Source organism: Paenibacillus sp. FSL W8-0194, assembly GCF_037969745.1.
Classification (GTDB): Bacteria; Bacillota; Bacilli; order Paenibacillales; family Paenibacillaceae; genus Paenibacillus_AQ; species Paenibacillus_AQ cookii.
The window spans coordinates 1,936,352-1,960,806 of sequence record NZ_CP150205.1 but is presented as its reverse complement, the minus strand read 5'-3'; the positions used below and the strand labels follow the sequence as shown (position 1 = coordinate 1,960,806).

Here is a 24,455-nt window from a genome sequence, read left to right as displayed (position 1 = left end):
AGAAGATTTTTGCAAATAATTCCGGTTGAAAAGCGCATAATTCTCCGTTATTGTTATAAAATAAGAACATGTGTTCCTGTGTAGTCCCAAAGAATAAGGAGCGAGTCCCATGAACGAGTCCAAAAAACGCGTCATTATGCTGGCCGACTGCCAGTCCTTTTACGCAAGTGTCGAAAAAGCGGCCCATCCCGAATACAAAGACAAGCCTTTGGTCGTATCCGGGGACCCGGCCCGCAGGTCCGGCATTATCCTTGCCGCCTGCCCGCTTGCCAAGAAATACGGCGTCACGACCGCCGAGCGGCTCGGGGACGCGCTTCGAAAATGCCCGGATCTCGTCGTCGTTCGCCCGCGCATGGCGGAATATATCCGCGTTTCCCTGCACATTACGGAGATTTATCAAGCTTTTACCGATCTGGTGGAGCCCTACAGCATCGATGAACAGCATTTGGACGTGACCGGCAGCCTCCGGCTGTTCGGCAGCCCCGAGCAGATTGCCCAGCGGATCCAAAACCAGGTGATGCAGGAAACCGGGGTGTACGTACGGGTCGGCATCAGCGATTGCAAGGTGCTCAGCAAAATGGCCTGCGATCTGTTCGCCAAAAAGAAACCGGGAGGCATCTTCACGCTGAAACGCGAGGAACTGTCCGAAACGCTGTGGCCCAAACCGGTGCACGAAATGTTCATGGTCGGCTCGCGGATGACCCGCCATTTGTACAAAATGGGCATCCATACGATCGGGGATCTGGCCCAAACGCCTTTGCCCCGGCTTACGAAACGTTGGGGCGTCAACGGCGAAGTGCTGTGGCGCATCGCGCGCGGCATGGATTCTTCCCCGGTCACGCCCCACAGCCAGCTGCAGCAGCAAAAGGGCGTCGGGCATCAAATGACGCTTCCGCGCGATTACACGGACTGGAAGGAGCTTCGGGTGGTGCTTTTGGGTATCAACATTAAAATATGTGTGCATAAAACTAAAAAGCCTTTAATCGCTTGGAAAAACAGTGTTTTTCGGGCAGTTTAATATTGAGCATAAATAAATATTGAGCATAATTCTGTCTATTTATGCTCAATTTTGCGGGAAGGTGTCGAATGAGGAGTTAGGCGGGAGGCTGATTGTATGACACAAGCGCCCTTGGAGACTGAAGGAGACCTCCAATTGGTCAAAGAATACATTTTACTCCCTATTCTTTTGGATGTGTTGGAAAGGGATATTAAAGCATTAGGGACAGTAAAGCTAAAGATGGACGTTGTATATGTAAAAGCCTTAAGATCTGCGCAAGATCTAATCACTGCAGACGTTACGTTGCTTCGAAAAAAAATGCGCGGCAGAGGAATAAAAGTGTATGAGCAGCGGCGCACCGAGTTGTGCATCGAGGCCCGTTATTTGTGCAGGGGGTATCAACATAGGTTCTCTATGCTTTGGGGTTTGGTGAAAGCGGAGCTTTACAAATACTTAAGTAAATATCTGAACGTCGACTTAAGGAGTAGCCTATGAAAAGCGATAACAAAGGTCGAATCGTGATGTTGGCCGATTGTCAGTCATTTTACGCAAGTGTTGAAAAAGCCGCCCACCCTGAGTACGCAGATCAACCTGTCGTTGTTGCAGGAGATCCGGCCCGTCGATCCGGAATTATCCTTGCCGCGTGTCCCCTTGCCAAGCAACATGGTATTACTACCGCAGAACGGCTAGGAGAGGCACTTGCAAAATGTCCCGATCTAGTGGTCATTCGCCCACGCATGGAGGAATACATCAAGGTATCCTTGCAAATTACGGAAATTTATCAATCTTACACTGACTTGGTAGAACCGTACAGCATAGATGAACAGTATTTGGATGTCACGGGAAGTTTACAGCTTTTTGGCGATCCTCATGAGATTGCTAAGAGCATTCAGGATAAAGTCATGAAAGAAACGGGCGTTCGTGTACGCATTGGAATTAGTGAAAATAAGGTACTCTCCAAAATGGCATGCGATAATTTCGCCAAACGTAATTCTTCGGGTATTTTCCACTTGCCTGTGGAAGATCTGCAAGAAGTGCTTTGGCCTTTGCCGATTCATCAGATGTTTATGGTGGGCTCCCGGATGTGCCGGCATTTAACGAGCATGGGGATATATACAATTGGCCAGTTGGCTCAGACTCCCCTGGCAAAATTAAGATCCAAGTGGGGAGTGAATGGCGAAGTTCTGTGGCTTATTGCCAACGGCAAGGATAATTCCCCGGTAACTCCAAGTACACACGATTTGCAAAAAGCAATCGGCCATCAGATGACCCTTCCATTCGATTATCGGGAGTTTGACGACATCATGGTTCCCCTGTTAGAACTCTCGGAGTTAGTATGTCAACGAACCCGAACGAAAGGCTATATGGGCTCGGTAGTCTCGGTAGGTTGTCAAGGAGCCGATTTTGATCACCCTTCCGGCTTCTACAGACAAATGAAATTACCCGACCCGACGAATCTCACGGATGAGGTTTTCCATGCAGCGAAAAAACTATTTAAACGACATTGGGATGGGTTGCCCATTCGAAAAATTGGGGTCACTTTAAGTCAATTGGTAAGCGATCAGGAATATCAGCTTACTTTATTCAATAACCGCGAAGTAAAGTTAGCGTTGGAAAGAACCACTGACCGTATTAAAGAGAAATACGGAAGCACCGCGATCATGAGGGCCTCTTCTTTAAAAGCTTCGGGCCAAGCGCGGGATCGAGCGCAAAAAATTGGAGGACATTATAAATGAGTAAAAAACTGCAAGGAAATGGTCTGTTCGAATCGTCCAGAATGATGCTTCCGGAACACAGGGAGGCTTACATCCTGCACCAGCAGAACTTGCGAAAGAGTCCGCCGCCACAATTAGATGATCAAGAAATGGAACGGATATCCATGCTCATTGCTGAATCAATGCAGCTCAGGAAAGAGGTAATTTTAGTATTATTCGGTGAATTTAATGTAACGGAAATAACAGGAGTCGTGACAAAAATTGATCTACAACAAAAAAACATCAAATTCACCCATGGCAATGATTTTCGTTGGATAAAGGTATCGGACATTATTGACGGTATGTGGAAATGATTTGTAATAAGGAAAACTTGAAGAGCTATCCTTAAAAGTCATCGCAGATGGCTTCCGGTATAGCTCTTTTTTACTGAAATATGCAAAGGTCTGAAAGGAGCCAATAGATACAGAGGAACAATTAGTGGATCTCGAACCTGAATATTTTAGATGCCCTTGGGAAATAATCAAATGAGTATTTGAATAATCGATGGATTTATTGTATGATGATAATCAAATATTGATTTGATTGTTGAGGTGAGGATATGAACAGGAAAGAAAAGGATTCATGTGAAATTTACTGTTACGACGAACCTAAAGTCCGAAAGGTACAAAATGCGCTCGAAAGACAAAATATTCAAGGCATGATTAAGATGTTCAAGGTTTTAGCTGACGAAACAAGAATGAAAATCGCCTTTGCCCTGTGCGAAGAGGATGAATTATGTGTTTGTGATGTGGCTAACATCATCGGCTCTTCAATGGCCACAGCCTCACACCACCTTCGCACCTTAAAACAGCTTGGCCTAGCCAAATACCGCAAGGATGGTAAATTAGTTTTTTATTCGCTGGAAGATGACCATGTTCGTCAACTGGTGCAGCTAGCTTCTACTCATTCGAGGGAGTTGATCATCAATGGAAAATAAAATTGAAAACACCGAAGATAAAAACGTCTACAGGGTTCAAGGCTTTACCTGTACGAATTGCGCAGGCATTTTCGAGAAAAATGTAAAAAATTTGCCGGGCGTAAAAGACGCGCAAGTCAATTTTGGAGCATCTAAAATCACCGTTTATGGAAGGACTACAGTTGAGGAATTGGAAAAGGCCGGCGCGTTTGAAAACCTGAAAGTTACACCTGAAAAGCAACGATCTATTGAAAAGAAAAAGCCTTTCTGGAAAGAACATTGGAACGTACTGCTTTCGGCTATCTTGCTTGTCGCAGGGTACTTATTAGGTGAGCAGTACGGTGAGGAAAGCATCTTATCCGCTATTTCTTACGCGGCTTCTATTATTATCGGCGGTTATGAATTATTTAAAAAAGGAATCAAAAATCTTTTCCGGCTTCAGTTCGATATGAACACCCTAATGACGGTCGCCATCATCGGTGCCGCGGCGATCGGAGAATGGGGCGAAGGCGCGACTGTCGTTATCTTGTTTGCGATCAGTGAAGTTTTGGAACGTTACTCCATGGAAAAAGCGCGTCAATCCATTCGTTCCCTGATGGATATTGCACCGAAGGAAGCTCTGATCCGACGCGGTTCCGAAGAAATTACGGTAAACGTCGATGATATACAGGTTGGCGATGTCATGATTGTAAAGCCAGGTCAAAAACTTGCAATGGATGGTGTTGTTATTAAAGGAACATCAACCATTAACCAAGCCGCGATTACTGGCGAATCGGTTCCCGTGACGAAAACAATTGACGATGAAGTGTTCGCTGGTACATTGAACGAAGAAGGTTTGCTTGAAGTCAAAGTAACGAAGCGCGTCGAGGATACAACGATTTCTAAAATTATTCACCTTGTTGAAGAAGCTCAAGCTGAAAGAGCGCCATCTCAAGCGTTTGTTGACCGATTCGCGAAATACTATACACCTGCGATTATGATTTTGGCATTAGGTATTGCGGTTGTTCCACCTCTGTTCGTCGGTGCAGATTGGGGCGATTGGGTATATCGAGGATTAGCGTTGCTCGTCGTCGGCTGTCCTTGCGCATTGGTCATTTCGACACCTGTTTCGATTGTTACAGCCATCGGCAACGCGGCGAAAAATGGCGTTCTTATCAAAGGCGGCATTCACCTTGAGGAAGCCGGCAGACTATCCGCAATTGCGTTTGATAAAACAGGTACTCTGACGAAGGGGGTTCCAGAAGTAACAGATGTCGTTACTTTCGGAACGAAAAACGAAAATGAATTGCTTTCAATCGCGGCAGTTATCGAAAAAGGTTCGCAACATCCGCTCGCATCCGCGATTGTTCGTAAAGCGGAAAACCTCGGAGAAGACCTAACCCTAGTCGTTGAGGATTTCCAATCGATCACCGGGAAAGGTGTTAAAGCCAATGTAAACGGGGAATTGTATTACGTCGGTAGTCCGAAACTCTTTGCTGAACTTCATTCCGACATCAGCGTTGAAACGAATCAGCGCATTGAAGAATTACAAAAACAAGGGAAAACGGTTATGGTATTAGGCACAGAACAACAGATTCTTGCCTTAATAGCAGTCGCTGATGAAGTGCGTGATTCCAGTACAGTCGTAATTAAGCAATTACACGAAATTGGAATCAAGAAAACGATTATGCTTACGGGTGATAATCAAGCAACCGCCGAAGCAATCGGGCGGCGTTTGAATGTTACAGACGTTAAAGCTGATCTAATGCCCCAAGATAAATTAGATTACATCAAGCAGCTTCGTAAAGACTATGGTAAAGTTGCGATGATTGGCGACGGCGTTAACGACGCGCCTGCGCTCGCGGCTTCAACGGTTGGTATCGCTATGGGCGGCGCGGGTACGGATACTGCCCTCGAAACCGCAGATATTGCTTTGATGGCTGACGATTTAAGCAAATTACCCTATACGATTCGACTAAGCCGAAAAACCCTTGCAATCATCAAGCAGAACATTACGTTTTCACTTGGTATTAAGCTCTTAGCTTTGGCTCTAATTGTCCCTGGATGGTTGACGTTATGGTTGGCCATTTTCGCAGATATGGGGGCCACGCTTATTGTTACATTGAATAGCCTTCGTCTGTTAAAAGTCAGAGGTAATAATCGGATATGAATAACCGTTGGAATAAAGTGATTTATCGGTTATGGGCACCCTTTTATGATTCTCTTTTCAATTCCGGTCCTTTTTTAAAGGCACGGAAAAAGATCTTTGAGAACCTCGACATTAAGCCTAAAAGCAAAAGTTCTTTTTGTAGGCGTCGGGACAGGAGCAGATTTGCAGTTCATTATGGACAAAAATATTTCTGTATCTGCAATTGACTTATCATCCGAAATGCTTGATCGAGCTAGGAATAAATATGACTCCCCCAATTTTAAGTTCATAGAAATGGATGCGCAAGAATTGACCTTTTCACCGGAATCGTTCGATATGGTTATTGCAAATCTGATCTTATCCGTTGTCCCCGAGCCGAATCGATGTTTTCAAGAAATGATTCGGGTTACGCGAGCTGGGGGGCGAATAATCATTTTCGATAAATTTGCCCCTCCCTCGCAGGATTTGCCGGTAATAAAAAAATCCTTCGTCCCATCGTAGCAACGATGGGTACGGACATCGGACGACATTTCGAACAAATCATCATGCCGTATGAGAAACATATTCGAGTGGAGGAAGATGCATCAGCATTGTTTAACGGAATGTATCGAAAAATTATATTACAAAAAGTATAGAGTTACCAGTACCGCCAGGGGTTGGGGTAGTACCAGCGAAGTTGATACTACCCGCAAAGTAGATATATATAAAGGGAATCATTTTCTGCTCTTCGAGGACTCCGCCTTGGCTTCGTCGTTCCGAAGGCTGATGATCGCCAAACAAAAAAGCGTGCCATAACGCTGCACGCCTTTTCTGTAATTTTAGCAACCTTCGGCAAGAAACTTTTCGACACGCGACTTAATCGCGTCCCGAACCGCTCGAAATTGGCTCATGATTTCTTCCTCGGTGCCGGTTGCCTTGGCTGGATCATCGAAGCCCCAATGCCATTTCACGACGTTTTTATTCGAAATCACCGGACAATGTTCGTCTGCATGGCCACATAACGTAATCACATAGTCAGCCCGATTCAAAATCTCCGGATCGATAACATCCGATGTATGACCGCTAATATCGACGCCAGCTTCCTTCATCACCTGGACGGCACGCGGATTCAGCCCATGTGCCTCCAACCCGGCGCTTTTTACTTCGTACCGATCATTACCGAGCGCCTTCAACCAACCATCCGCCATTTGGCTGCGGCAAGAGTTTCCCGTACAAAGAAAATAAACGAGTTTTTTGTTATCTGACATGATGATTCCTCCTGTTTATGTTAAGCTGCTTCCTTCGAAAAATACTTTCGCTGAAATCGGAGCGCGACGTTGACCAAGGCAATCATCACAGGGACTTCTACAAGAGGTCCGATCACGGCCGCAAATGCAGCGCCGGAATGAATTCCAAAGACCCCAACGGCAACAGCGATTGCCAGCTCAAAGTTATTCCCCGAGGCGGTAAATGCCAGTGTAGAAGTCACCGGATAATCAGCTCCGGCTTTTTTGCCCATGAAGAACGAAATCAGGAACATAACGACAAAGTAAATCAATAGCGGAATCGCGATCCTCACGACATCCAAAGGCAATTGGATGATCATCTCGCCTTTCAGCGAGAACATGACGATAATCGTAAACAGCAATGCGATAAGTGTAATGGGACTGATTTTCGGAATAAAGACCGTTTCGTACCAGGATCGCCCTTTTGCCTTCACAAGCGAATAGCGCGAAATCATCCCGGCCAAAAACGGTATCCCTAAATAAATAAACACGCTCTTGGCGACTTCGGCCATCGTAATATCAACAACGACGCCCTCCAACCCGAACCATCCCGGCAAAATCGTAACAAAGATATAGGTGTAGACAGAGTAAAACAAAACTTGAAAGATCGAGTTGAAAGCAACGAGTCCCGCCGCGTACTCGGCATCCCCTCTGCACAAATCGTTCCAAACGATAACCATTGCAATACAACGGGCTAAACCGATCATAATCAGGCCGACCATATATTCCGGATAGCCTTGGAGAAAAATAATAGCCAAGAAAAACATTAAGATCGGACCGATAAGCCAGTTTTGAATCAATGAAATGGTTAACACTTTGCCATTTCGAAAGACACGGCCGATTTCTTCGTATCGTACTTTCGCCAGCGGCGGATACATCATTAAAATAAGGCCAAGCGCAATCGGTATCGATGTGGTTCCAACTTGAAACTCATTCAATCCGGCGACAAAGTTAGGAAATACGTAACCCAAGCCAATTCCTATCGCCATCGCAACAAAAATCCATAACGTCAAATAGCGATCCAGAAATGAAAGTCGCTTTTTCTCTTGTTTACTCACTTGCTGTACACCCCCTTTACTCGCATATAACCGTTAGTCCTTGTTGCTCCAATTCCCGCAGCTCCTCGGATAGATCAGGCAAATGGGACAAAGCATAACGAATTTCCTCTAACCGCTTTTCATTAATCGAATAGAACACCCATTGCCCCTTTCGCGTTTCGCGGACCAGTTCAGCCGTTTTCAGACGGTTTAGATGTTTAGAAATGGCTGGCTGAGAAATGTTAAAGATAGGAACCAGTTCACATACACAGCAATCGCGAATCCGGAGCAAAGAAAGGATTTTCAGCCTTGTCGGATCGGCAAGAGCTTTTAGAATATCCGCTATCTTTTCAAATTCCATTGTCATGATGATCACCTCACATAAAACCATATAACCATATTGTTATTTATTCATGGTGAAAAGTCAATATTGAAATTTGTACATCCTTTCACAGCTCATTTTCCGGATACAAGTAAATCAATACTTGCAAATTGCAATCAAATGTTTTATAACTGTTTCATGAGGTGAAGCACCGTGGAAAATGTACGTGAACTATTTCAAATCATGACTCGACGCTTTGGCTTTCTAAATAAAAACTGCTGTTCTGCCGGTGGCTGCGACATCTCCTTAATTCAAAGCCATATCCTTTACGAAATTGATCGCCAGCATAAGCCGTCCATCCAGAAAGTAGCAGAGGCATTAGGGACAGATATAACGACATTCAGCCGACAAGTCCAATCGTTAATCAAGATGAAATTAGTGAAGAAAACGCCCGATCCAGACGACCGGAGGGTAAATCTGCTTTCCCTAACGACGGAAGGCAAGTATGTTGCGGCGTCGATTGACCAACAAATGAACGACTATTTAAACGAAATCTTTTCGCACATGAACGATTTTGAAAAAGATACCGTCATTCGCTCGATCAAGCTATTAAACGAAGCGATGGCGAAATCCGGCCAATGCTGTTCAACCCCTTCTTGCGGGTGATCTTTTTTCTAAATTACTTGCAATTTGCAAGTTATTTGAGGGGGAATTGGAATGTCAGCGATTTTCGATGCAATCGTTATCGGGGGTGGGCAAGCCGGTCTTGCTTCCGGATATTACTTGAAGAAGAACGAGCTGCAATTTTTGATCCTGGAAGCAAGCGAGCAGGCAACCGGTTCTTGGCCACATTATTACGATAGTCTGAAGCTGTTTTCGCCAGCTCGTTTATCATCATTGCCGGGCATGAAGATACCCGGAGTTGCAACCCACTACCCATTGCGAAACGAGGTGATCCAGTATCTAAAGGCGTATGCCCAGCGTTTTGACTTGCCGATTCGCACCAACCAGAAGGTTATTGCCGTGGAGAAAAGCGATAACGGTTTTTCGATCAGAACGGCAGCTGGAGACGAATATCAGACGAGAACGATCATCAATGCGACTGGCTCCTTTCATAATCCTTATATGCCAGACATAAGCGGAAGGGAGGCCTTTCAAGGGGAAGTCCTCCACTCTTCATCGTATCGAAATCCGGATCGTTACCGGGGGCAACGAGTGGTGGTCGTCGGGCGCGGAAATTCTGCAGTTCAAATTGCGGTAGAGCTTGCCGACAGCAGCCATACATCGCTTGCCGTGCTTCGGCCTGTTCAGTTTACGAAAACAAAAGTACTCGGAATTGATCTGCATTTTTGGATCAGAGCCGTCGGCTTCGATACCTTTCCATTCTGGCGATTTGGCAAAAAGCCTCCAAGTTCGAGCTCTGTTGCGGATTTGAACGATTACCGAGCAAGATTAAAGGCTGGGAAGCCGGATCAACGGGCTATGTTTACCTCTTTTTACTCCAAGGGCGTCGTGTGGCCAGACGGAACGGAAGAACCGGTACAAACCGTCATCTTTGCGACCGGGTATCGTCCCAATCTGACATACCTTCAGCCCATCGGGGCGCTTGATGCCGAAGGGAAACCGTTGCAGACAGCAGGAATCAGTCTTTCCGTTCCGGGACTGTATTATGTCGGTTTGGAAGGACAGCGTTCCTTTGCTTCCGCCACATTAAGGGGGGTGGGGCCGGACGCGAAATATGTTGTTCGCAAGCTACTGCGTTACCTGAAAAATCACCTTTAGGGAGGCTAGTTCCCATGAACTGAATTGGTTCGCCGCGGAATACCTTATGAAACAGGAGCAGCGTGAAATAGAACGCTCGACACGGGAAGCTTGGAAATGGCAAAATCCCACGGAGTTATCGAGCCGCTTCCTTAGGAGACGGCAACTCACGATAGCAAACAAAGCAGCTTGTTGTACCCCTAGCTGCTGCTGATTTGATAAAAAAGTTGAAGGAGAGATGATCCATGAACCAAGTAAAGAATGATCAAATTCGTCAAAATGTACGCAGTCGTTATAAGGAAATCGCCTTGCAAGAAGTGGAGCCGGGTTCGTGTTGCTCGCCAGCTTCAAGCTGCTGCGGAACGGCCAATGACATTTCTTCGCAGTTGGGCTATTCAACCGAAGAATTAACGGCTGTTCCGGACGGTGCAAACCTTGGTCTTGGTTGCGGTAATCCGCAAGCCATTGCGGAGCTTAAGCCGGGTGAAGTGGTATTGGACCTAGGCAGCGGCGGCGGTTTCGATTGTTTTCTGGCGGCTCGGCAAGTCGGGGAAACCGGCTATGTGATCGGGGTCGATATGACGCCGGAAATGGTGAGCCGCGCGCGCAACAACGCCGCGAAAGGCGGGTTCACGAACACGGATTTTAGGCTGGGAGAAATCGAGCATTTGCCGGTCCCGGATCAAACGGTGGATGTTATCATTTCCAACTGCGTCATCAATCTTTCGCCGGATAAACAGCAAGTGTTTGATGAAGCATTCCGCGTTCTGCGCTCCGGCGGGCGTTTGGCCATTTCCGATGTCGTAACGACGGCAGAGCTTCCTGCGGAAATCAAAAACGACTTGGATGTTTTATATTCTGGGTGTATATCCGGGGCCTCGTCCGTTGACGAGCTGAAAACGATGCTTACGCAAAGTGGATTTAAGGATGTAGTGGTCGAGCCGAAAGAGGAATCCAGGGCGTTTATCAAAGATTGGGTTCCTGGATCGAAGGTAGAGGACTATATTGCCTCTGCCGTAATCAAAGCAATCAAACCGTAATGAATGTATAAACGTTCCACCTTTGAATAATCAAAGTGAATCGGTCAAAGCAGCTCTAGCAAACATGTCCGGAGCTGCTTTGTTCGTGCTCCCTGCATGCCTGATCATTCTATTTAAGGAAACACATCTAGGATCAATCAATTTCAATATCGATATAATGGCCACCTTTTCGTGCATGCTCATGCATTCTTATATATTTTAAGGCATGCTGAATACCCTTTATTTTCCCTTGAAGAAAGAGATCATCAGGATCACGCTGAAGTTCCAAACCTAGTTCCAACAAGTATGATTCTAAATATTCTATAAGGTGAAAAAATGATTGTTCTTCTTCCATATCTTTCAACCCCGATACTTATCTATTGCCCAACGTTCATTATATAGATTTTCAGCTTCTTCTATGGACATTTGATTCAGAAGCTGTTCAAACTCAAGAATGATCGCTGCTGCGTCCATTGAATCAACATATCCAACCTTATCGAATGCAGCTATTAACGCACCTGTCGCGTGTTTAATAGTAATCTGGTTGCTCAAAATATTAGAAAGAGCGTCTATAAACAATTCACTATTAGCAAACGCAGCTTTCTGGAGAAACGAATCATCATGCTTTAAAATGCCACATATGGATTCAAGATAATTTCTAAAGGTATCTCCACATGGGAGCTTTTGAATATGGCGATTTAAAATATCAATTAAAAAAGCGACTTTCTCACCGTCATTTAATAATGACATGTTTATTCGCCCCCGTTACCTTAATATTTGGCAGTGTCCCGTCAAGTGGTGTAAATTCTGCTGCATGACCCGGATTTACTTCTGCAAAAGCGTGGTGGATGTAAGCGGAAGTTGCTCCCATTTGACGATTTTCGCCATGGATTCGAGACTGAACGACGTGCGACGGTCCATTCATCTTGCTTCTCGATTAAGATGGCACCAATCAGTCGGATAACAGATTCCCATTTTGGAGAGATTCCTGTTGCGTCTGAACGTCGACGGATTTAAACGCTCTAATGGGCTGGTAAAATGAATTTGACGCCAATGCTCCCCAGAAAAAACCATGTAGGCCAGTACGTCACTTCACTTAGTAGAATTCATACCGTGGCTTTCCTTGTCAAGAAGCTCTGAGGATTTTTACACCACTACTATGGACTATAACATTTCAGTTGCTCTAATACACGGCTTTTTTTCATCCGTATGGGATTATAATAGGAGTATTTTATAAAATGACCTGCTATAATATGGATGTTTCGAGTGAAACAAGCGAACCTTACCAAAAGAGCGATCTTCGAGAAGGTGTCAACCTTACTCGATGGATCGCTCTTTTGGTTTATAATTGGGTTAAGTGGCGGAGAAGGGAGGATGTGGGATGGCGAGCCGTCGCGAGATGAATAGACGTTATGCTCAAGCGGTGATTTGTGAGCTTCAGCGATTAGGTTATTCAGGTGAACATGCAACGGACGTTTTTTTTCGTCATTACCGTGATATGAAGCGTACCTTTGGGCTTGAACCGAATGTACATGATTTTGCAATGTTAATCGATGAGTTTGAACGTGCAATGAATCGCAAGTATAATCCGAACGATCCAAATTCAATTTATGTCGGACATTTACGTGATCAATTGAAAAGGAAAAAATGATGGAATCAAGACGATGTGACTGAATGAAATGACTGCACATAACGAGTGTGTTATATCACGAGTTTAGAACTATGGTAAGTAACGAACGGTTTTTACGAAGCTCTTAGGAAATCGATAAGGTTGGATACCCTGAGCAACATATTTAAAATGTCCCCAGATGAAAAACATAAAGTTTGTAAAGAACGCCGGGATACTGGTAACACATATCGGGGGTGAAAGGACATTATTTTGGTGATGGCAAAACATGAATGCAGAAAAGAAAACTTGTTCTGATTGCCCGATGCAGGTATCTATTAAGGCATATTGCCGGGCTATTATTTCATTTATCATCAAATATCTTAGATCTACAGTCTCTAATCTTCAGCTATTTCTCTGAGAAACGACCATCTATGAGAAATTTTCAAAAAGAATCATCATAATTCAGATTCATGAATCATCGAGTCTATACGCCGAAAGGAAACGCGGCGCGGGTCTGCCTCAACTGGGTCAACTTTGGTCAACCATAAAAACCACGGTAGACCATCAATATTTCGAGTAGACCGTTGTCTACAGTGAAGAGTATTGAATATCCCAAACAGCGCAATCCACCAGTTATAACAAAACAAGCGATCCGTCGAGATAAAGGTTTGACCGCCGTCTCGAGGATCGCTTGTCCAGTGACCACGCTTAGTCACAATATCAATTATATCATAAGTTGTTGAATACCGCAGAGGGCAGAATATGCTGGCCTCACATCAATTATCAAATAATTCGGGATACATCTTCACAATATCCGCTTTTAAGGCTCGATCCTCAGTTTTTTTATTTATGGATATGATTTTTTCAAGCCCTTCTTCCTCTTGGAAGGTCTTATATGTGCTTTTGACCGCTACTTCGAGATACTGTTTTTTTAGTAATTTAATCTCGTTCTTGAGCGTTTTAATCCGCCCTTCTTTTAACGACAATTTAGCAACTAAGTCTTGGTTTTCCTGAAGAATTGTGTCATATTTCTTAGCCTTTTGATGCAAGGCATTGAGCATCTCATTATAGTGAGCTAATGCGTTAATCAAACCCGTTTTATTGTTCCAGTATGTTTCAACAAGCTCAACAACATTTGGTAAGGGAAGTGCACCATCAGTTCCTTCAACCTCCTGCTGCACTGGCTCGTTGAGCTTCGCTATTTGCTCTGACATTCTTCGTGTCCAAATAAATCGATTTATCCCGGTCTCTCTTTCCAAGATGGAAGGATTAATCTTCTTCCCTGGATTCTTTGAGATATATTTTAATAGGATGTCTTTTAATTGCTTATCTGTATATTTTGGCGGTGCTCCCTTTTTCACAATTCATCCTCCAGAAGGTGAGAATCGACCATTGCTTTTTGATCCATCAATCTCCTCAGTTCATTGCAGGCTGAGGATAGCTTTTCTTGGCCCGTTTGCTGATAAGTCAACGTTGTACAATCGTAATTCATTGATTTTGTGACATATCGAATGAGCTCCAATTGTTCCTTAATTCTGGTTTCCAGCAAATTAGAACAATCTTTCAGCCATGCCAATCCCTTTTGTTCGTCATCTGGCGAGAAAAGATAATATTCGCAAAAGCGGCAATCCCCGACCTGACAACGCGATGGGTGATCCGTACAATAGCCGTTTTCCACTTTGTATGTCTCTTGAAAATCATCAAGTCGGTAGATTTTACTTTTAGCAATTATAGCTTGAGTGCCAACATCCCAATTTGACCGCATTAATTTCTTACGGTTCATTCGAAGCATCTGCGCCGCGTGATGGACGAAAGATGAAGCGAAGTGATCCAAATGTTTATGATAATGCAATTGGGTTTCCAGTTGGTTATGCCCGCCTATACGGGCAATAGTTAGCATATTAAACCCTTGCAACATCATGTTGCAAAAGGCAAAGTGCCTGGTATCGCCAGGCTTTATTCTTTCTAAATCACCGTACTTCGGAGTAACGATTTCATCGTAAAATCGATCAATGATATTGATAAATTGGAAAGCGCCCATTTTCTCTCGCGCTTTTTCCTTCGTTTTTATTTTTACGTATTTCCGATATGCCTTATACGAGATCAAATAGTAGGATTCAGAATCGTAAGCTGATGTAAGTTGTTTATAATCCTCAATAAATTCAAAGACTTCTTGATTTATCTGGACAGTATCCGTTATCTCGAGTTTTCCCGGAAGGGTAGATTTCTTCTTTTTTCTCGGCAAAACCATCCAATATCTATCCTCATTATCTTTGAACGTGCAATCCCGGCGTAATGAATAAAATTCGACGGGGCGCATGGGAATGATACGGGTGATTCTCCACCATAACAAGAGTGGATAAAATTTCAATTTTTCTTCGTCAGTAGTACAGGTATTAAAATATTCATCTAAAGCATGATCGAAAAGCAGGATATCATGAAAATTGGGCAATTCGCGTACATTCGAGACTTTCGTATTAAAAATTGAACACAAATCGCTATACGCATCCGAATATGGGTGATTATAATAAGCAAGAAATTCCCTTATACTGGTGGCCATGGTAAACTGTTTATGCATCCCGAAACGGTTGAACGCATCTTCTAAATGTGATAAATAATCCGGTCGAAACCCCCGGGTAATTCGTATGGCTTCTTTTATTTTTGCTACATTTAGCCGAACGGTTTGTGCTTTAATGCCATTATATATTTTTTGTACTGTATAGCATTTTAAAGCCAAGTTGACCTCGCCATAGAGTTCGCAATCAAAGCGGAAAAGAATTTTGCTAGATTCACCTTGGGTGGACCATAAGTCGCCTTCAAAAGCTCCTGTAACAATAACTCCTTTCTGTTGCAACTCTCTAAACATTTCTTTGTATTCGTGAAGATCATTTCGACTAAAGGTGATCAGCTCAATACTTTCCAAGATAGTTCGATCACTTAGTTCCTCTATGGTTTTTCTTCTGTGTAATGCCGAGTGGAATTTAGCCATTAAATTTCCTCACTAAGTAAATTTTGAATAGCAATCATCTTTTCCTTTAGATTGTTAAGATCAATAAAAGTTTGAACATAGGATCTGCCAAATTGCTGCATTGCCTGACTTAACAGATCCAGAATTTGAAACAAAAACTTGCGGTCCCTGACACGTACAGCGGGATATTTGGTATTTTGAATCGATGAAATTAAACGCTCAAGTTCATGTTGGATCGAAATCAGGATATAAACTTTTGGTATCGCGTTTTCACAATGTAGGCAACTTATAGCAGTTGGGGAAGTGCAATTTGGGTATGTCAAGCATTGTACATGCTGCAACTTGGCGGGCATCTCACCCTTATAAATTTTAAATAACAATGTGTTCAAGTCTTTTTCCGTAAGATTGGATAGTCGCAAAGCCAAAGATTGTTTGCTTTGTTGCTGCCGGATTAGGAAATAGCTAAGTTGTTCCAGTTGGTAAGGACTAAAATCATTTCGAAATTGTTCGATCAACACGGTGCTTTGCTCTAACTCTAGCTGCGGCGTGTTTGGCATAGAGAGACGAATAAGAAGATGATATAGCCATCCAAAATGCCCCCGGTTAAACAAATTCAGACTTACACGTTCTATAGAACCATCTTTGTTTACTGCTTGAATGTATGTTGCAGTCGAATTTTTATCGGTATGTCCTCTAATCCGTTGAGACAGTTCGTAAGCGATATCGGCATTCCCTTTTCCCTCTACGACACTGTAAAAGAAATAAGTTAAGAGAGTCCTATTCATTTTCCGACTTTGGAAATCAACAAGATCCGGACGCTTATCGAAAAATAACCGAAAATGGATTTCTTTTTCAAAATGGGTGAATCTTCTTCGTCCAAGTCTGACTAGTTGCTTATCATTTTCAATTCTACGATGAATTTCCGTGATCACAAGAACGGTAGCAGTGGGGACAATCATATCCTGATTGACGAGGAAATGCCCCAGAGCACCGGTCTTGTTAATATACATTCGTTCCACCCGTTTATACAGATGATTAATGACTGCTTGCGCTTGCTCTTGAGTGATTTTCGTTTCCCTGAGTTGGTCAAAAGTCTGCAAATTGCAGGCCTCCAGCGCAATATTCGGCATCTTAACAATGTCTGATGGTCTCCATGCATCAATGACATGCATTAAGACATATAGCCATGTTACAGCATAATCCCTACTTTGGATGGCCTGCTCAATGTGAATGTCGACATCCCGAACATAATTGTAATAAGCTAAAAATTGTTCCGGACTGTACATCTCCCTTTCTTCAACAGGAAGGGGAGTGACTGCATAACTTTTCGAGTATGAACATAACCCTTTGCCAGTGCAAAACTCCAAAAAGTAAATGAAATTACGTTTATCCCGAATCCCCATTTCTGCACTTCGAAAGATAATTTCTAATTGATCTGCATCCATTAAGAATACTTCTGTATTTAGCAAACGGAATAATCGCTTTAATGTGCTGATATACTCTAAGGCTTGATTGTGAATCGTATGGCTGTTGCCTTGGCTGCTATTGATTTTTAACGTTACAAATTCACGGTAGAGCGCAACTGTTTTTTGTAAAGTATCCGGTACATCCAGTTCAGCCAACCGAAATTCAAATAACTCAAGCGGTGTCGATTGTTGTCTTTTTCGTTCTCTTTCAATAAACCTGTTCGCCTCATCGGTTGGAACAATCCACTCGTTGTTGTGTTTTATACCTTTAGGTATCACGCCTGTTCGGATTAATTTAGTAATCCAGGCTTTGCTAACCTCTAACTGCGCAGCAATATCTGTTCCAGAAATATAATTGCTCGGAAAGGAACGAGACTCCTTATATTCCCTTAAAGACTCAACTGGAATAACCCATCCTGCGTGATGATACGGTATTTTTTGTTTTTTTGCACCGGGAAATGCCCCTTCTTTTGCCAAGGAATTAACGGCTGTTTTGCTAAGAGATAGTTCTTGTGCAGCTTGAGCAGCGGAGACGTATCCTTCTGGCGGCGATATCGATTTTAAATATTCGTCTATGCACTCCTTTCGGATGTAACGGACGCCATTGATGACTTCCACGCCCGATAAAATTTCTCTTAACACTAATTTTCTGATCCATGACTCACCTATGGATAAATATTCAGCGGCTTCCCGGAAGGAAAGGAATCCTTCAGGGGAGGAGGAAGACTGAATATACTCCTCTACAGAGATGGAAGGCACTATCCAAGAACCTCTATGTTTCTTTGCTCCAGCAAATGTCCCTCTCTTAATTAGTCTGCCAACCCAGAGTTCGGTAAGATTAAGTTGTTCGGCTATTTCAGCAATAGTTAGATATCCCTCAGGAATGTTTAACGATGCCTTGTATTCCTCTATGGCTTTGAGAGGGATTTGCCACGAACGATGTACTTTTATTGCGCCGGTAAGCACCCCCCTTTTCAACAAGCGTAGTAAGCTTTTATAGCCTATTTCTAATTTTTCTGCAGCTTCGGCTGGATTCAAATACGACATGTTTCTTATTCTCCAAAAATTCATTTTTTAATTAAATTTGGTAAGTAATCCTTATATAAATGTTGCATGCGGTCCTCAAGTTTTTTTCTCATTCGTTCCGTATTTCCTTGATAAACAAGAGATGATGCAAGATTGGAGTCACCTCTTGGCAAAGCAATATCGTATGGGTTATCAGCTTCTTCTGCTAATAGATTTGTAAATATGCCTCTGCCTAGATGAGTGGACCATTTATATTCTTCCAATTTGATAGCGTAAATCAGATCATCCGGATTTGAAGAATTCCTTAGTTGCTTCAAAAACTCTCTTTTTAATTTACTGAAGTATGCCCTGTAGCTTTGTCCCGACATGGCTTTGCCATCCCGATTTACAAATAACGCATCAGATCCATCCACAGGAGTATAATTTTCAATGTGGTTTCGATACAACTGTTGTAGCCAGTCTTGAATTGGAAAAACGATTTGTCTTCTTGGTTTTTTAACGCCACTTGCACCGGCACTATCTTTAATATCTGTTCTCAAGTTTCTTTTTTGTAGGCGAACCACTAAACCAAACTCTCCGAAAGAACCGATAGAATTTACATCGGATCTTCGAATGTTCACAAGCTCACCTTGTCTAATTCCACCAAAGCACTGCATATAAATCCCCAAAGCAATGGGATTCGCGATCTTCACAGCCAACTCGATCAAAGGCAAAATATATCGTTCAGGTAAATCATGAGCTATATGGCCTTGCCTATTTCTCGGCATAATGACACCTTTGAATGGGGAAACCGTATATTTTTGATTCGATTTACCGTAAAGGATCTTCTTTTTAAAGGCACTTTCGTCAACATGCTCCAACAGTTTTTTCTTCGCTAAGAACTCAAAGAATAGAGTTAAGGTTCTTTCCGCCTTTCTAACCGTCATTCTTGATTTTTCTTTTCTCGTCAAATTGTTCAAGAACTCTGTGGCATGAGAAAAGCGTAGTTCTTTTAATGAAGTAAGTTTGTATTTCATACGATTTTCAATAAGTATGTAATTTAAGAAAGCGCAGAGGTAATTAGCATGTAGTCTCTGAGAATTGTAAGCTCTGTATTTCCAATAATGAAAAATAAATTCCGTAAGAGGATGAACAGATAGTCTGCCGTTCATTTTATTTTGCAAAACGATCACAGCATGCCTGTTAACGACAGGCTCACTATCACGATGCCTTTTCCACAACTCAATTCCTACACTCTGCACACCAAAACGCAACTCATCAATTCTTCTTGAGAAAGGCACGATTGAACCACTATGGTCCATTTTATAACCCCCGAATCTATTTCAGCTTACAATTATGCTCATAGATTATCGTGACTGTAAAAATGTTACCATATCCATGTTATCGTGTTAAGACATCAATAATGCTCATAAAGAAAATACGAAAAAACAGCATAAACCCTAGATAAATCAAGGGTTTATACTGTTTATTAATGCACACATAAAATTATGCTCATAGTTTTACAGATACTGCTCGAGTTATGCGAAGCGGTCGGCCGGCGCTGCCGGGAAAAAGGGCTGATGGGTTTTGTCGTCAACGTGGGCTGTCAGGGGGCCGATTTTGACCGTCCCACCGGTTTTTCAAGGCAGATGAAGCTTTCGGACCCGACGAACATTACCGACGAAATTTACGATGCCGCCTGCCTGCTGTTCCAACGCCACTGGAACGGCCTTCCCGTCCGCAAAATCGGGATCTCTTTAACCGATCTTCGCCCGGACTCCCTGATCCAGCTGACGCTGTTCGGAGACCGGGACCGGAAGCGGAATTTGGAACGCGCGACGGACGGGATCAAAAGCAGGTTCGGCGAAACCGCGATCCTCCGCGCCTCCTCGCTTCAAGCGGCCGGCCAGGCGCAGGATCGCTCGCTTCGGATTGGAGGACATTACAAATGAGCAAAAAACTTCAAGGCAACGGCTTATTCGAGTCGTCCCGGATGATGCTGCCGGAACACCGGGAAGCGTATATCCGGCACCAGCAGCGGCTCGTGCGCCGCACGCCCCCGCTGATCGACCCGCAGGCCGCCGAGGAAATGGCCGCGGTGTTGACGGGGGCGTTATACGGCGGTTCACGCGTGACGATTACGCTTTTTGGCGATCCGCAAGATATCCGGCTTACGGGCCGGGTGCTTCGGATCGATCCCGTCCGGCGGCAAATCCGGATCAAAGAACACGAAGACGATTACCCCCAATGGATTCCTTTGGACCAAATCATCGGTGCGGTGGCGGAATCGGACGTGTAGCGGTAAACTAAAGGAAAGGTTGCCGGTCCCCCTCCCTCTGCTTTCGGCAGCACCGAAGGGGGGCCGGCGTAAATGAGGAGAGATGCCGTATGTGCGGACGATTTACGCTGGTCGTATCGCTGGAGGAGCTGCTGCTCAGGTATGAGCTCGATCCCGGATATGCCGTGCCTTATCACCGGCCGCAGTATAATATTGCGCCGACGCAAATGGTATTATCCATTATCCACGACGGGACCCGCCTTCGGCTCGGCGAGCTGAAATGGGGTTTGGTGCCGTCCTGGGCCAAAGACCCCGGGATAGGAAGCCGGATGATCAATGCCCGCGGCGAAACGCTGTTGGACAAGCCCGCTTATCGTATCCCTTTTGAGCGAAAGAGATGCCTGATTCCGGCCGACGGCTTTTACGAGTGGCAGAAAACGGCCGGCGGCAAACAGCCTTACCGGATCAAGCTCAAAAGCAGCGACTTGTTCAGCATGGCCGGACTATACGATATTTGGGTGCAGGAGGACGGAACGAAAATCGCGACCTGTACCATCATCACGACGAAACCCAACGAGCTGATGGAGCCGATTCACGACCGGATGCCCGTCATTTTGCGGCCGGAAGACGAGCTGCGCTGGGTGCAAAGGGGCCAGGCCGATCCGAGGGAGCTTCAGCAGCTGCTCGTGCCGTATCCGGCGGACGAAATGGAAGCCTATCCCGTCAGCACGGCCGTTAATTCGGTCAAAAACGATTCGCCGCTCTGCATCGAAAAAAGCTCGTGACGCGTAAAAGCGGCCCCAGTTACAGGGCCGCCCAAACCAAAAAGACCGTCCCTCAGCCTGAGAAAGGCTGCCCGACGGTCTTTTTCTTTTGGCTATGACGCCGATTTATTCGACGATGATTTTGCCAACCATGTTGTCATGGCCCGCGCCGCACATCACGGAGCAGTGGAATTCGTGTTCTCCCGGTTTATCGGCCGTAAATTCGGCGGAGCCGTCCTTTTGCAGGTTGACTTTAAAGTCGGGAATTTCCAGGCCGTGGGCGCCTTCTTTATTGACGAGCGTAATTTTCACTTTGTCTCCCTTTTTGACCCGGATTTCCGCAGGCTCAAATTGGAAGTTGGTTGCCGTCACTTTAATGTCCTGAGCTCCCCCTGCTGCGCCTCCCGTTGTTCCCCCCGCGGTACCTGCGTTGTTGTTGCCCGCGGTGTTGTTATTCGTTTTGCTGCCGCAGGCGCTGAGTGCAAAAACGAGCAGCAGGGTAAGTCCCAATGTCATCCATTTCTTCATGCCTTTGACCTCCTGGGTATAAATAATGATGAATCGAACACGAATTGCTAATGCATCATGTCAGTCAGGCTTCTTCGCATGCGCGAATGTCGCGAAAACCTGAACAATGGCTGCCTTCCACGTCATTATTTTTGACCGCGGCAGGACCAACTATGCAAACAAAAAGACCTATGAGGAAAATACCAGCACGCGGTATCCCCTTATAGGCCTTTTTTGGCGTTTCGACTCCCATCAACGGAACATGCCCCAAAGCTTGATCAAATGGAAGGTGTTATTCGGATCAATCCGCTGCGCCAGCACAAACCGTATGATTTGCTGCTCTTCAGCAGAAGATAAAGGTTCCTTAAGTATTCCCGACGCCGATTTCACAAGACGCTGAACCTTTGCCGGATCCTGCAGGTCGAACTTGCTGACGCCTTCCAGAATGCCTTTGATCCGCTCTTTGGTCGCCGGATTTTTCATTTTTTGCTTGACTCTTGCCACTAATGCAGGACTGATTCCATACTGCTGATAACCCAAAACATTGGCACCTCCCGTCAAATTCCAATTCAACTAAGTATATGACGGGGGGCCAGTCCCATGTGCCTAATCTACCAAATCTCCCTGAAATATCTGTTCCTGCTGCAGATAGTCCCGGAGTCCGGCATACGCCGGGGACGTCCAAAACTCGCTGTCCGCCACGAGCCGGGACGCATCGTCCCGCGCCTTTTCGAGCACCGCGAAATCGCTGACCATGTCGGCAAGCCGGAATTCCGGCAAACCGCTCTGCTTCGTTCCGAAAAAATCGCCCGGGCCTCTCAGATCCAAATCCCGGCGCGACACCTCAAAACCGTCGTCCGTTTCCGTCATGACGTTCATCCGTTCCTGCCCGACTTCGGACTTCGGATCGGCAATCAGGATGCAGTAGGAGGCGTGCTGACCGCGGCCGACTCTGCCGCGCAGCTGGTGAAGCTGGGACAGGCCGAAACGGTCGGCGTCCATGATGACCATCAGCGTGGCATTCGGCACGTCCACCCCTACTTCCACGACCGTCGTGGAGACCAGCAGCTGAACTTCGTTTGCGTTAAAGGACCGCATCACTTCTTCTTTTTCGGCCGGCGTCATCCGGCCGTGAAGCAAACCGACTCGGGTATTCGGGAATGCCTGCTGCATTTGGATATGCAGGTCGATCGCATTTTGCACATCCAATTTTTCGGACTCCTCGATCAAAGGGCAAATGAGATAGGCCTGCCGGCCTTGGTCTATTTCCTTGGAAATAAACTTAAGCACGCGGTCCATCATGTCATGTTTCACCCAGTAGGTGGTGATCGGAATCCGGCCTTTAGGCCGCTCCGATAACGTCGAAACGTCCATGTCGCCGAAAGCGGTAATCGCCAGCGTCCGCGGAATCGGCGTGGCGGTCATCGTCAGCACGTCGGGGTTGTAGCCTTTTCGCCGCAAAATGCTGCGCTGATTGACCCCGAACCGGTGCTGTTCATCCGTGACGACCAGGCCAAGCTGACGAAAAAACACATCCTCCTGGATCAGCGCATGCGTGCCCACCACGATATCGGTCATGCCCATTTGCAGCGAAGCCAGCAGATCTTTGCGCTTGCGTCCGGTCACGCTGCCGGTCAGGAGACCTACCGTAATGCCAAACGGTTCAAACAGCTTTTGCAGGGAACGCATATGCTGCTCGGCCAAAATTTCGGTCGGCACCATCAGCGCACCTTGAAACCCGGAACGGACCGCCCCGTATAAAGCGATCGCGGCAATGACGGTTTTGCCCGAACCGACGTCGCCCTGCAGCAGCCGATTCATGCAGTACGGGGAACGCATATCCTGCAAAATCTCCAGCTCCACCTTCTTCTGAGCGTCCGTCAGCTCAAACGGCAGGCTCCGCACGAATTCGCGCATCGTTTTATTGTCCACGGTATGCACGATGCCGTCCATCCTGCGCCGGTTCAGCGCCCGGTAAGCATGCATTTTCAGTTGGAACAAAAACAACTCCTCGTAAACCATGCGTTCCCGGCCCTGCTGCCCTTCCCGCGAATCCTGCGGTTGATGGATCGTGGCGATCGCCCTTTTTCGCGGCATAAAATCGTATTTTTGCATGATGGCAGGAGGAAGGATTTCCGGAATCATGTCCCCGTATTGGGTTAACGCTTGTCCGATCGTTTTGCGCATCCACGCTTGCGTGATCTTCCCGCCGACCGAATAGACCGGCTGCAGCGTTCCGCTGCGCCAGGCCCCTTGATCCGGAAATTCCGATTCCGACACGGTAAGCTGCATGCGCTTCTGGTCCCATTTGCCCACAAGCACGATTTCCCGTCCGCTCGTCAGCTGGTCGCGCAAAAAATGCCGGTTGAACCAAACGGCGGTAAACATCCACTGCTCGGCCATCACTTTGCACGTGAGCCTCGATTTCCGCCCGTAGCGCTGCAGCACCGGAACGCCCATAATTTTGGCTTGAATGGTGATTTTGTCGCCGTCCTTCACTTCGCTGAGCGAGCGCAGGCGGTAATCCTCGTAACGAAAAGGATAATATTCAAGCAAATCTTTTACCGTAAAGATGCCAAAGGCGTGAAGCTCTCCTTCTTTGAGAGCACTCACGCCGCGCACCTGACGGATTGAAATTTGATCCAAACTAAGACTCATT

General features: G+C 45.5%; 25 protein-coding genes and 2 pseudogenes. 14 read left to right on the top strand and 13 right to left on the bottom strand.

The features are described from left to right. Nucleotides 1–109 precede the first annotated feature (109 nt). The 7 genes and pseudogenes from MKY58_RS08545 to MKY58_RS08515 form a co-directional block, all read left to right on the top strand. Nucleotides 110–958: pseudogene (locus MKY58_RS08545) on the top strand (DNA polymerase IV); the annotation flags it as partial. A gap of 156 nt (nucleotides 959–1,114) precedes the next feature. Next, nucleotides 1,115–1,492 (top strand): hypothetical protein, encoded by a 378-nt coding sequence (locus MKY58_RS08540; protein WP_339324195.1) that lies wholly within the window; start codon nucleotides 1,115–1,117, stop codon nucleotides 1,490–1,492. Next, nucleotides 1,489–2,733 (top strand): DNA polymerase IV, encoded by a 1,245-nt coding sequence (locus MKY58_RS08535; RefSeq protein ID WP_339324194.1) that lies wholly within the window; start codon nucleotides 1,489–1,491, stop codon nucleotides 2,731–2,733. Before MKY58_RS08540 ends, MKY58_RS08535 begins: the two co-directional genes overlap by 4 nt. Then, a complete protein-coding gene (locus tag MKY58_RS08530; protein ID WP_309478738.1) occupies nucleotides 2,730–3,065 on the top strand; it encodes a YolD-like family protein in 336 nt (111 codons plus the stop codon). The genes MKY58_RS08535 and MKY58_RS08530 overlap by 4 nt, the downstream gene beginning before the upstream one ends. A 245-nt stretch (nucleotides 3,066–3,310) precedes the next feature. After that, on the top strand, nucleotides 3,311–3,688 hold the full coding sequence (locus MKY58_RS08525; RefSeq protein ID WP_009225274.1) for a metalloregulator ArsR/SmtB family transcription factor: 378 nt from the start codon (nucleotides 3,311–3,313) through the stop codon (nucleotides 3,686–3,688). Next, nucleotides 3,678–5,816, top strand: a complete 2,139-nt coding sequence (locus MKY58_RS08520; RefSeq protein WP_309479942.1) for a heavy metal translocating P-type ATPase — start codon at nucleotides 3,678–3,680, stop codon at nucleotides 5,814–5,816. The genes MKY58_RS08525 and MKY58_RS08520 overlap by 11 nt, the downstream gene beginning before the upstream one ends. A gap of 96 nt (nucleotides 5,817–5,912) precedes the next feature. Continuing rightward, a complete protein-coding gene (locus MKY58_RS08515) occupies nucleotides 5,913–6,296 on the top strand; it encodes a class I SAM-dependent methyltransferase (RefSeq protein ID WP_309520839.1) in 384 nt (127 codons plus the stop codon). A gap of 317 nt (nucleotides 6,297–6,613) precedes the next feature. On the opposite strand, the gene arsC is transcribed toward MKY58_RS08515, so the two are convergent. The 3 genes from arsC to MKY58_RS08500 are packed head-to-tail and all read right to left on the bottom strand — an operon-like array spanning nucleotide 6,614 to nucleotide 8,458. Continuing rightward, nucleotides 6,614–7,042 carry an arsenate reductase (thioredoxin) gene (arsC, locus tag MKY58_RS08510; RefSeq protein WP_009225278.1) on the bottom strand — a complete coding sequence of 143 codons (429 nt, stop codon included), beginning with the start codon at nucleotides 7,040–7,042 and terminating at the stop codon, nucleotides 6,614–6,616. Between the two features lie 20 nt (nucleotides 7,043–7,062). Continuing rightward, complete coding sequence (arsB, locus tag MKY58_RS08505; RefSeq protein ID WP_197186640.1) at nucleotides 7,063–8,118, bottom strand: ACR3 family arsenite efflux transporter; 1,056 nt, start codon at nucleotides 8,116–8,118, stop codon at nucleotides 7,063–7,065. Nucleotides 8,119–8,134: 16 nt separating this feature from the next. Next, nucleotides 8,135–8,458 (bottom strand): metalloregulator ArsR/SmtB family transcription factor, encoded by a 324-nt coding sequence (locus tag MKY58_RS08500; RefSeq protein ID WP_197186700.1) that lies wholly within the window; start codon nucleotides 8,456–8,458, stop codon nucleotides 8,135–8,137. Nucleotides 8,459–8,632: 174 nt separating this feature from the next. Between MKY58_RS08500 and MKY58_RS08495 the strand changes: the two genes are divergently transcribed. The 3 genes from MKY58_RS08495 (at nucleotide 8,633) to MKY58_RS08485 (ending at nucleotide 11,220) form a co-directional block, all read left to right on the top strand. Next, entirely contained in the window at nucleotides 8,633–9,085 is a 453-nt protein-coding gene (locus MKY58_RS08495) for a MarR family winged helix-turn-helix transcriptional regulator (protein WP_019537536.1), read from the top strand. Nucleotides 9,086–9,136: 51 nt separating this feature from the next. Then, complete coding sequence (locus MKY58_RS08490; protein WP_197186639.1) at nucleotides 9,137–10,201, top strand: NAD(P)-binding domain-containing protein; 1,065 nt, start codon at nucleotides 9,137–9,139, stop codon at nucleotides 10,199–10,201. Between the two features lie 224 nt (nucleotides 10,202–10,425). Then, a complete protein-coding gene (locus MKY58_RS08485) occupies nucleotides 10,426–11,220 on the top strand; it encodes an arsenite methyltransferase (protein ID WP_197186638.1) in 795 nt (264 codons plus the stop codon). Nucleotides 11,221–11,353: 133 nt separating this feature from the next. Here the strand turns inward: MKY58_RS08485 and MKY58_RS08480 are convergent, their stop codons facing one another. From MKY58_RS08480 to MKY58_RS08470, 3 genes and pseudogenes are all read right to left on the bottom strand, one after another. Beyond that, entirely contained in the window at nucleotides 11,354–11,554 is a 201-nt protein-coding gene (locus tag MKY58_RS08480; RefSeq protein WP_019537540.1) for a hypothetical protein, read from the bottom strand. A 5-nt stretch (nucleotides 11,555–11,559) separates the two neighbouring features. After that, a complete protein-coding gene (locus MKY58_RS08475; RefSeq protein WP_197186637.1) occupies nucleotides 11,560–11,949 on the bottom strand; it encodes a hypothetical protein in 390 nt (129 codons plus the stop codon). A 75-nt stretch (nucleotides 11,950–12,024) separates the two neighbouring features. Further along, a pseudogene (locus MKY58_RS08470) lies at nucleotides 12,025–12,288 on the bottom strand (transposase); the annotation flags it as partial. Nucleotides 12,289–12,580: 292 nt separating this feature from the next. Between MKY58_RS08470 and MKY58_RS08465 the strand changes: the two are divergent. Beyond that, complete coding sequence (locus MKY58_RS08465; protein WP_197186636.1) at nucleotides 12,581–12,850, top strand: hypothetical protein; 270 nt, start codon at nucleotides 12,581–12,583, stop codon at nucleotides 12,848–12,850. A gap of 734 nt (nucleotides 12,851–13,584) precedes the next feature. Here MKY58_RS08465 and MKY58_RS08460 read toward each other — a convergent pair. From MKY58_RS08460 to MKY58_RS08445, 4 genes are read right to left on the bottom strand one after another with little or no spacing between them, the layout of a single operon-like run. Beyond that, entirely contained in the window at nucleotides 13,585–14,169 is a 585-nt protein-coding gene (locus MKY58_RS08460) for a hypothetical protein (protein ID WP_339324193.1), read from the bottom strand. After that, complete coding sequence (locus MKY58_RS08455; protein WP_339324192.1) at nucleotides 14,166–15,797, bottom strand: integrase; 1,632 nt, start codon at nucleotides 15,795–15,797, stop codon at nucleotides 14,166–14,168. The genes MKY58_RS08460 and MKY58_RS08455 overlap by 4 nt, the downstream gene beginning before the upstream one ends. Then, entirely contained in the window at nucleotides 15,797–18,289 is a 2,493-nt protein-coding gene (locus MKY58_RS08450; protein ID WP_339324191.1) for a helix-turn-helix domain-containing protein, read from the bottom strand. Before MKY58_RS08450 ends, MKY58_RS08455 begins: the two co-directional genes overlap by 1 nt. A gap of 20 nt (nucleotides 18,290–18,309) precedes the next feature. Continuing rightward, nucleotides 18,310–19,569 carry a hypothetical protein gene (locus MKY58_RS08445; protein ID WP_339324190.1) on the bottom strand — a complete coding sequence of 420 codons (1,260 nt, stop codon included), beginning with the start codon at nucleotides 19,567–19,569 and terminating at the stop codon, nucleotides 18,310–18,312. A gap of 186 nt (nucleotides 19,570–19,755) precedes the next feature. Between MKY58_RS08445 and MKY58_RS08440 the strand changes: the two genes are divergently transcribed. The 3 genes from MKY58_RS08440 to MKY58_RS08430 all read left to right on the top strand — a co-directional run bounded on the left by MKY58_RS08440 (nucleotide 19,756) and on the right by MKY58_RS08430 (nucleotide 21,310). Beyond that, nucleotides 19,756–20,199 (top strand): hypothetical protein, encoded by a 444-nt coding sequence (locus MKY58_RS08440; RefSeq protein ID WP_339324189.1) that lies wholly within the window; start codon nucleotides 19,756–19,758, stop codon nucleotides 20,197–20,199. Further along, nucleotides 20,196–20,546 (top strand): YolD-like family protein, encoded by a 351-nt coding sequence (locus MKY58_RS08435; protein WP_212947023.1) that lies wholly within the window; start codon nucleotides 20,196–20,198, stop codon nucleotides 20,544–20,546. Before MKY58_RS08440 ends, MKY58_RS08435 begins: the two co-directional genes overlap by 4 nt. Before the next feature lie 89 nt (nucleotides 20,547–20,635). Beyond that, nucleotides 20,636–21,310: an SOS response-associated peptidase gene (locus MKY58_RS08430; protein ID WP_339324188.1), complete on the top strand. Its 675-nt coding sequence runs from the start codon at nucleotides 20,636–20,638 to the stop codon at nucleotides 21,308–21,310. A gap of 105 nt (nucleotides 21,311–21,415) precedes the next feature. On the opposite strand, the gene MKY58_RS08425 is transcribed toward MKY58_RS08430, so the two are convergent. From MKY58_RS08425 to recG, 3 genes are all read right to left on the bottom strand, one after another. Next, nucleotides 21,416–21,817: a cupredoxin domain-containing protein gene (locus MKY58_RS08425; RefSeq protein WP_212947027.1), complete on the bottom strand. Its 402-nt coding sequence runs from the start codon at nucleotides 21,815–21,817 to the stop codon at nucleotides 21,416–21,418. Nucleotides 21,818–22,048: 231 nt separating this feature from the next. Then, on the bottom strand, nucleotides 22,049–22,336 hold the full coding sequence (locus MKY58_RS08420) for a stage VI sporulation protein F (protein WP_036707702.1): 288 nt from the start codon (nucleotides 22,334–22,336) through the stop codon (nucleotides 22,049–22,051). A gap of 66 nt (nucleotides 22,337–22,402) precedes the next feature. Continuing rightward, nucleotides 22,403–24,454: an ATP-dependent DNA helicase RecG gene (gene recG, locus MKY58_RS08415; RefSeq protein WP_212947029.1), complete on the bottom strand. Its 2,052-nt coding sequence runs from the start codon at nucleotides 24,452–24,454 to the stop codon at nucleotides 22,403–22,405. Nucleotide 24,455: the final 1 nt, after the last annotated feature.

Bases quoted from the DNA above. Each gene is read 5' to 3' on its own strand.
- MKY58_RS08485 (WP_197186638.1), top strand. From the start codon at position 10,426: ATGAACCAAGTAAAGAATGATCAAATTCGTCAAAATGTACGCAGTCGT.
- MKY58_RS08475 (WP_197186637.1), bottom strand. From the start codon at position 11,949: ATGTCATTATTAAATGACGGTGAGAAAGTCGCTTTTTTAATTGATATT.
- MKY58_RS08535 (WP_339324194.1), top strand. From the start codon at position 1,489: ATGAAAAGCGATAACAAAGGTCGAATCGTGATGTTGGCCGATTGTCAG.
- MKY58_RS08465 (WP_197186636.1), top strand. From the start codon at position 12,581: ATGGCGAGCCGTCGCGAGATGAATAGACGTTATGCTCAAGCGGTGATT.
- MKY58_RS08455 (WP_339324192.1), bottom strand. From the start codon at position 15,797: ATGGCTAAATTCCACTCGGCATTACACAGAAGAAAAACCATAGAGGAA.
- MKY58_RS08425 (WP_212947027.1), bottom strand. From the start codon at position 21,817: ATGAAGAAATGGATGACATTGGGACTTACCCTGCTGCTCGTTTTTGCA.
- MKY58_RS08450 (WP_339324191.1), bottom strand. From the start codon at position 18,289: ATGTCGTATTTGAATCCAGCCGAAGCTGCAGAAAAATTAGAAATAGGC.
- MKY58_RS08525 (WP_009225274.1), top strand. From the start codon at position 3,311: ATGAACAGGAAAGAAAAGGATTCATGTGAAATTTACTGTTACGACGAA.
- MKY58_RS08480 (WP_019537540.1), bottom strand. From the start codon at position 11,554: ATGGAAGAAGAACAATCATTTTTTCACCTTATAGAATATTTAGAATCA.
- MKY58_RS08440 (WP_339324189.1), top strand. From the start codon at position 19,756: ATGCTCATAGTTTTACAGATACTGCTCGAGTTATGCGAAGCGGTCGGC.
- MKY58_RS08445 (WP_339324190.1), bottom strand. From the start codon at position 19,569: ATGGACCATAGTGGTTCAATCGTGCCTTTCTCAAGAAGAATTGATGAG.
- arsC (WP_009225278.1), bottom strand. From the start codon at position 7,042: ATGTCAGATAACAAAAAACTCGTTTATTTTCTTTGTACGGGAAACTCT.
- MKY58_RS08530 (WP_309478738.1), top strand. From the start codon at position 2,730: ATGAGTAAAAAACTGCAAGGAAATGGTCTGTTCGAATCGTCCAGAATG.
- MKY58_RS08435 (WP_212947023.1), top strand. From the start codon at position 20,196: ATGAGCAAAAAACTTCAAGGCAACGGCTTATTCGAGTCGTCCCGGATG.
- MKY58_RS08520 (WP_309479942.1), top strand. From the start codon at position 3,678: ATGGAAAATAAAATTGAAAACACCGAAGATAAAAACGTCTACAGGGTT.
- MKY58_RS08500 (WP_197186700.1), bottom strand. From the start codon at position 8,458: ATGGAATTTGAAAAGATAGCGGATATTCTAAAAGCTCTTGCCGATCCG.
- MKY58_RS08430 (WP_339324188.1), top strand. From the start codon at position 20,636: ATGTGCGGACGATTTACGCTGGTCGTATCGCTGGAGGAGCTGCTGCTC.
- MKY58_RS08490 (WP_197186639.1), top strand. From the start codon at position 9,137: ATGTCAGCGATTTTCGATGCAATCGTTATCGGGGGTGGGCAAGCCGGT.
- MKY58_RS08540 (WP_339324195.1), top strand. From the start codon at position 1,115: ATGACACAAGCGCCCTTGGAGACTGAAGGAGACCTCCAATTGGTCAAA.
- recG (WP_212947029.1), bottom strand. From the start codon at position 24,454: ATGAGTCTTAGTTTGGATCAAATTTCAATCCGTCAGGTGCGCGGCGTG.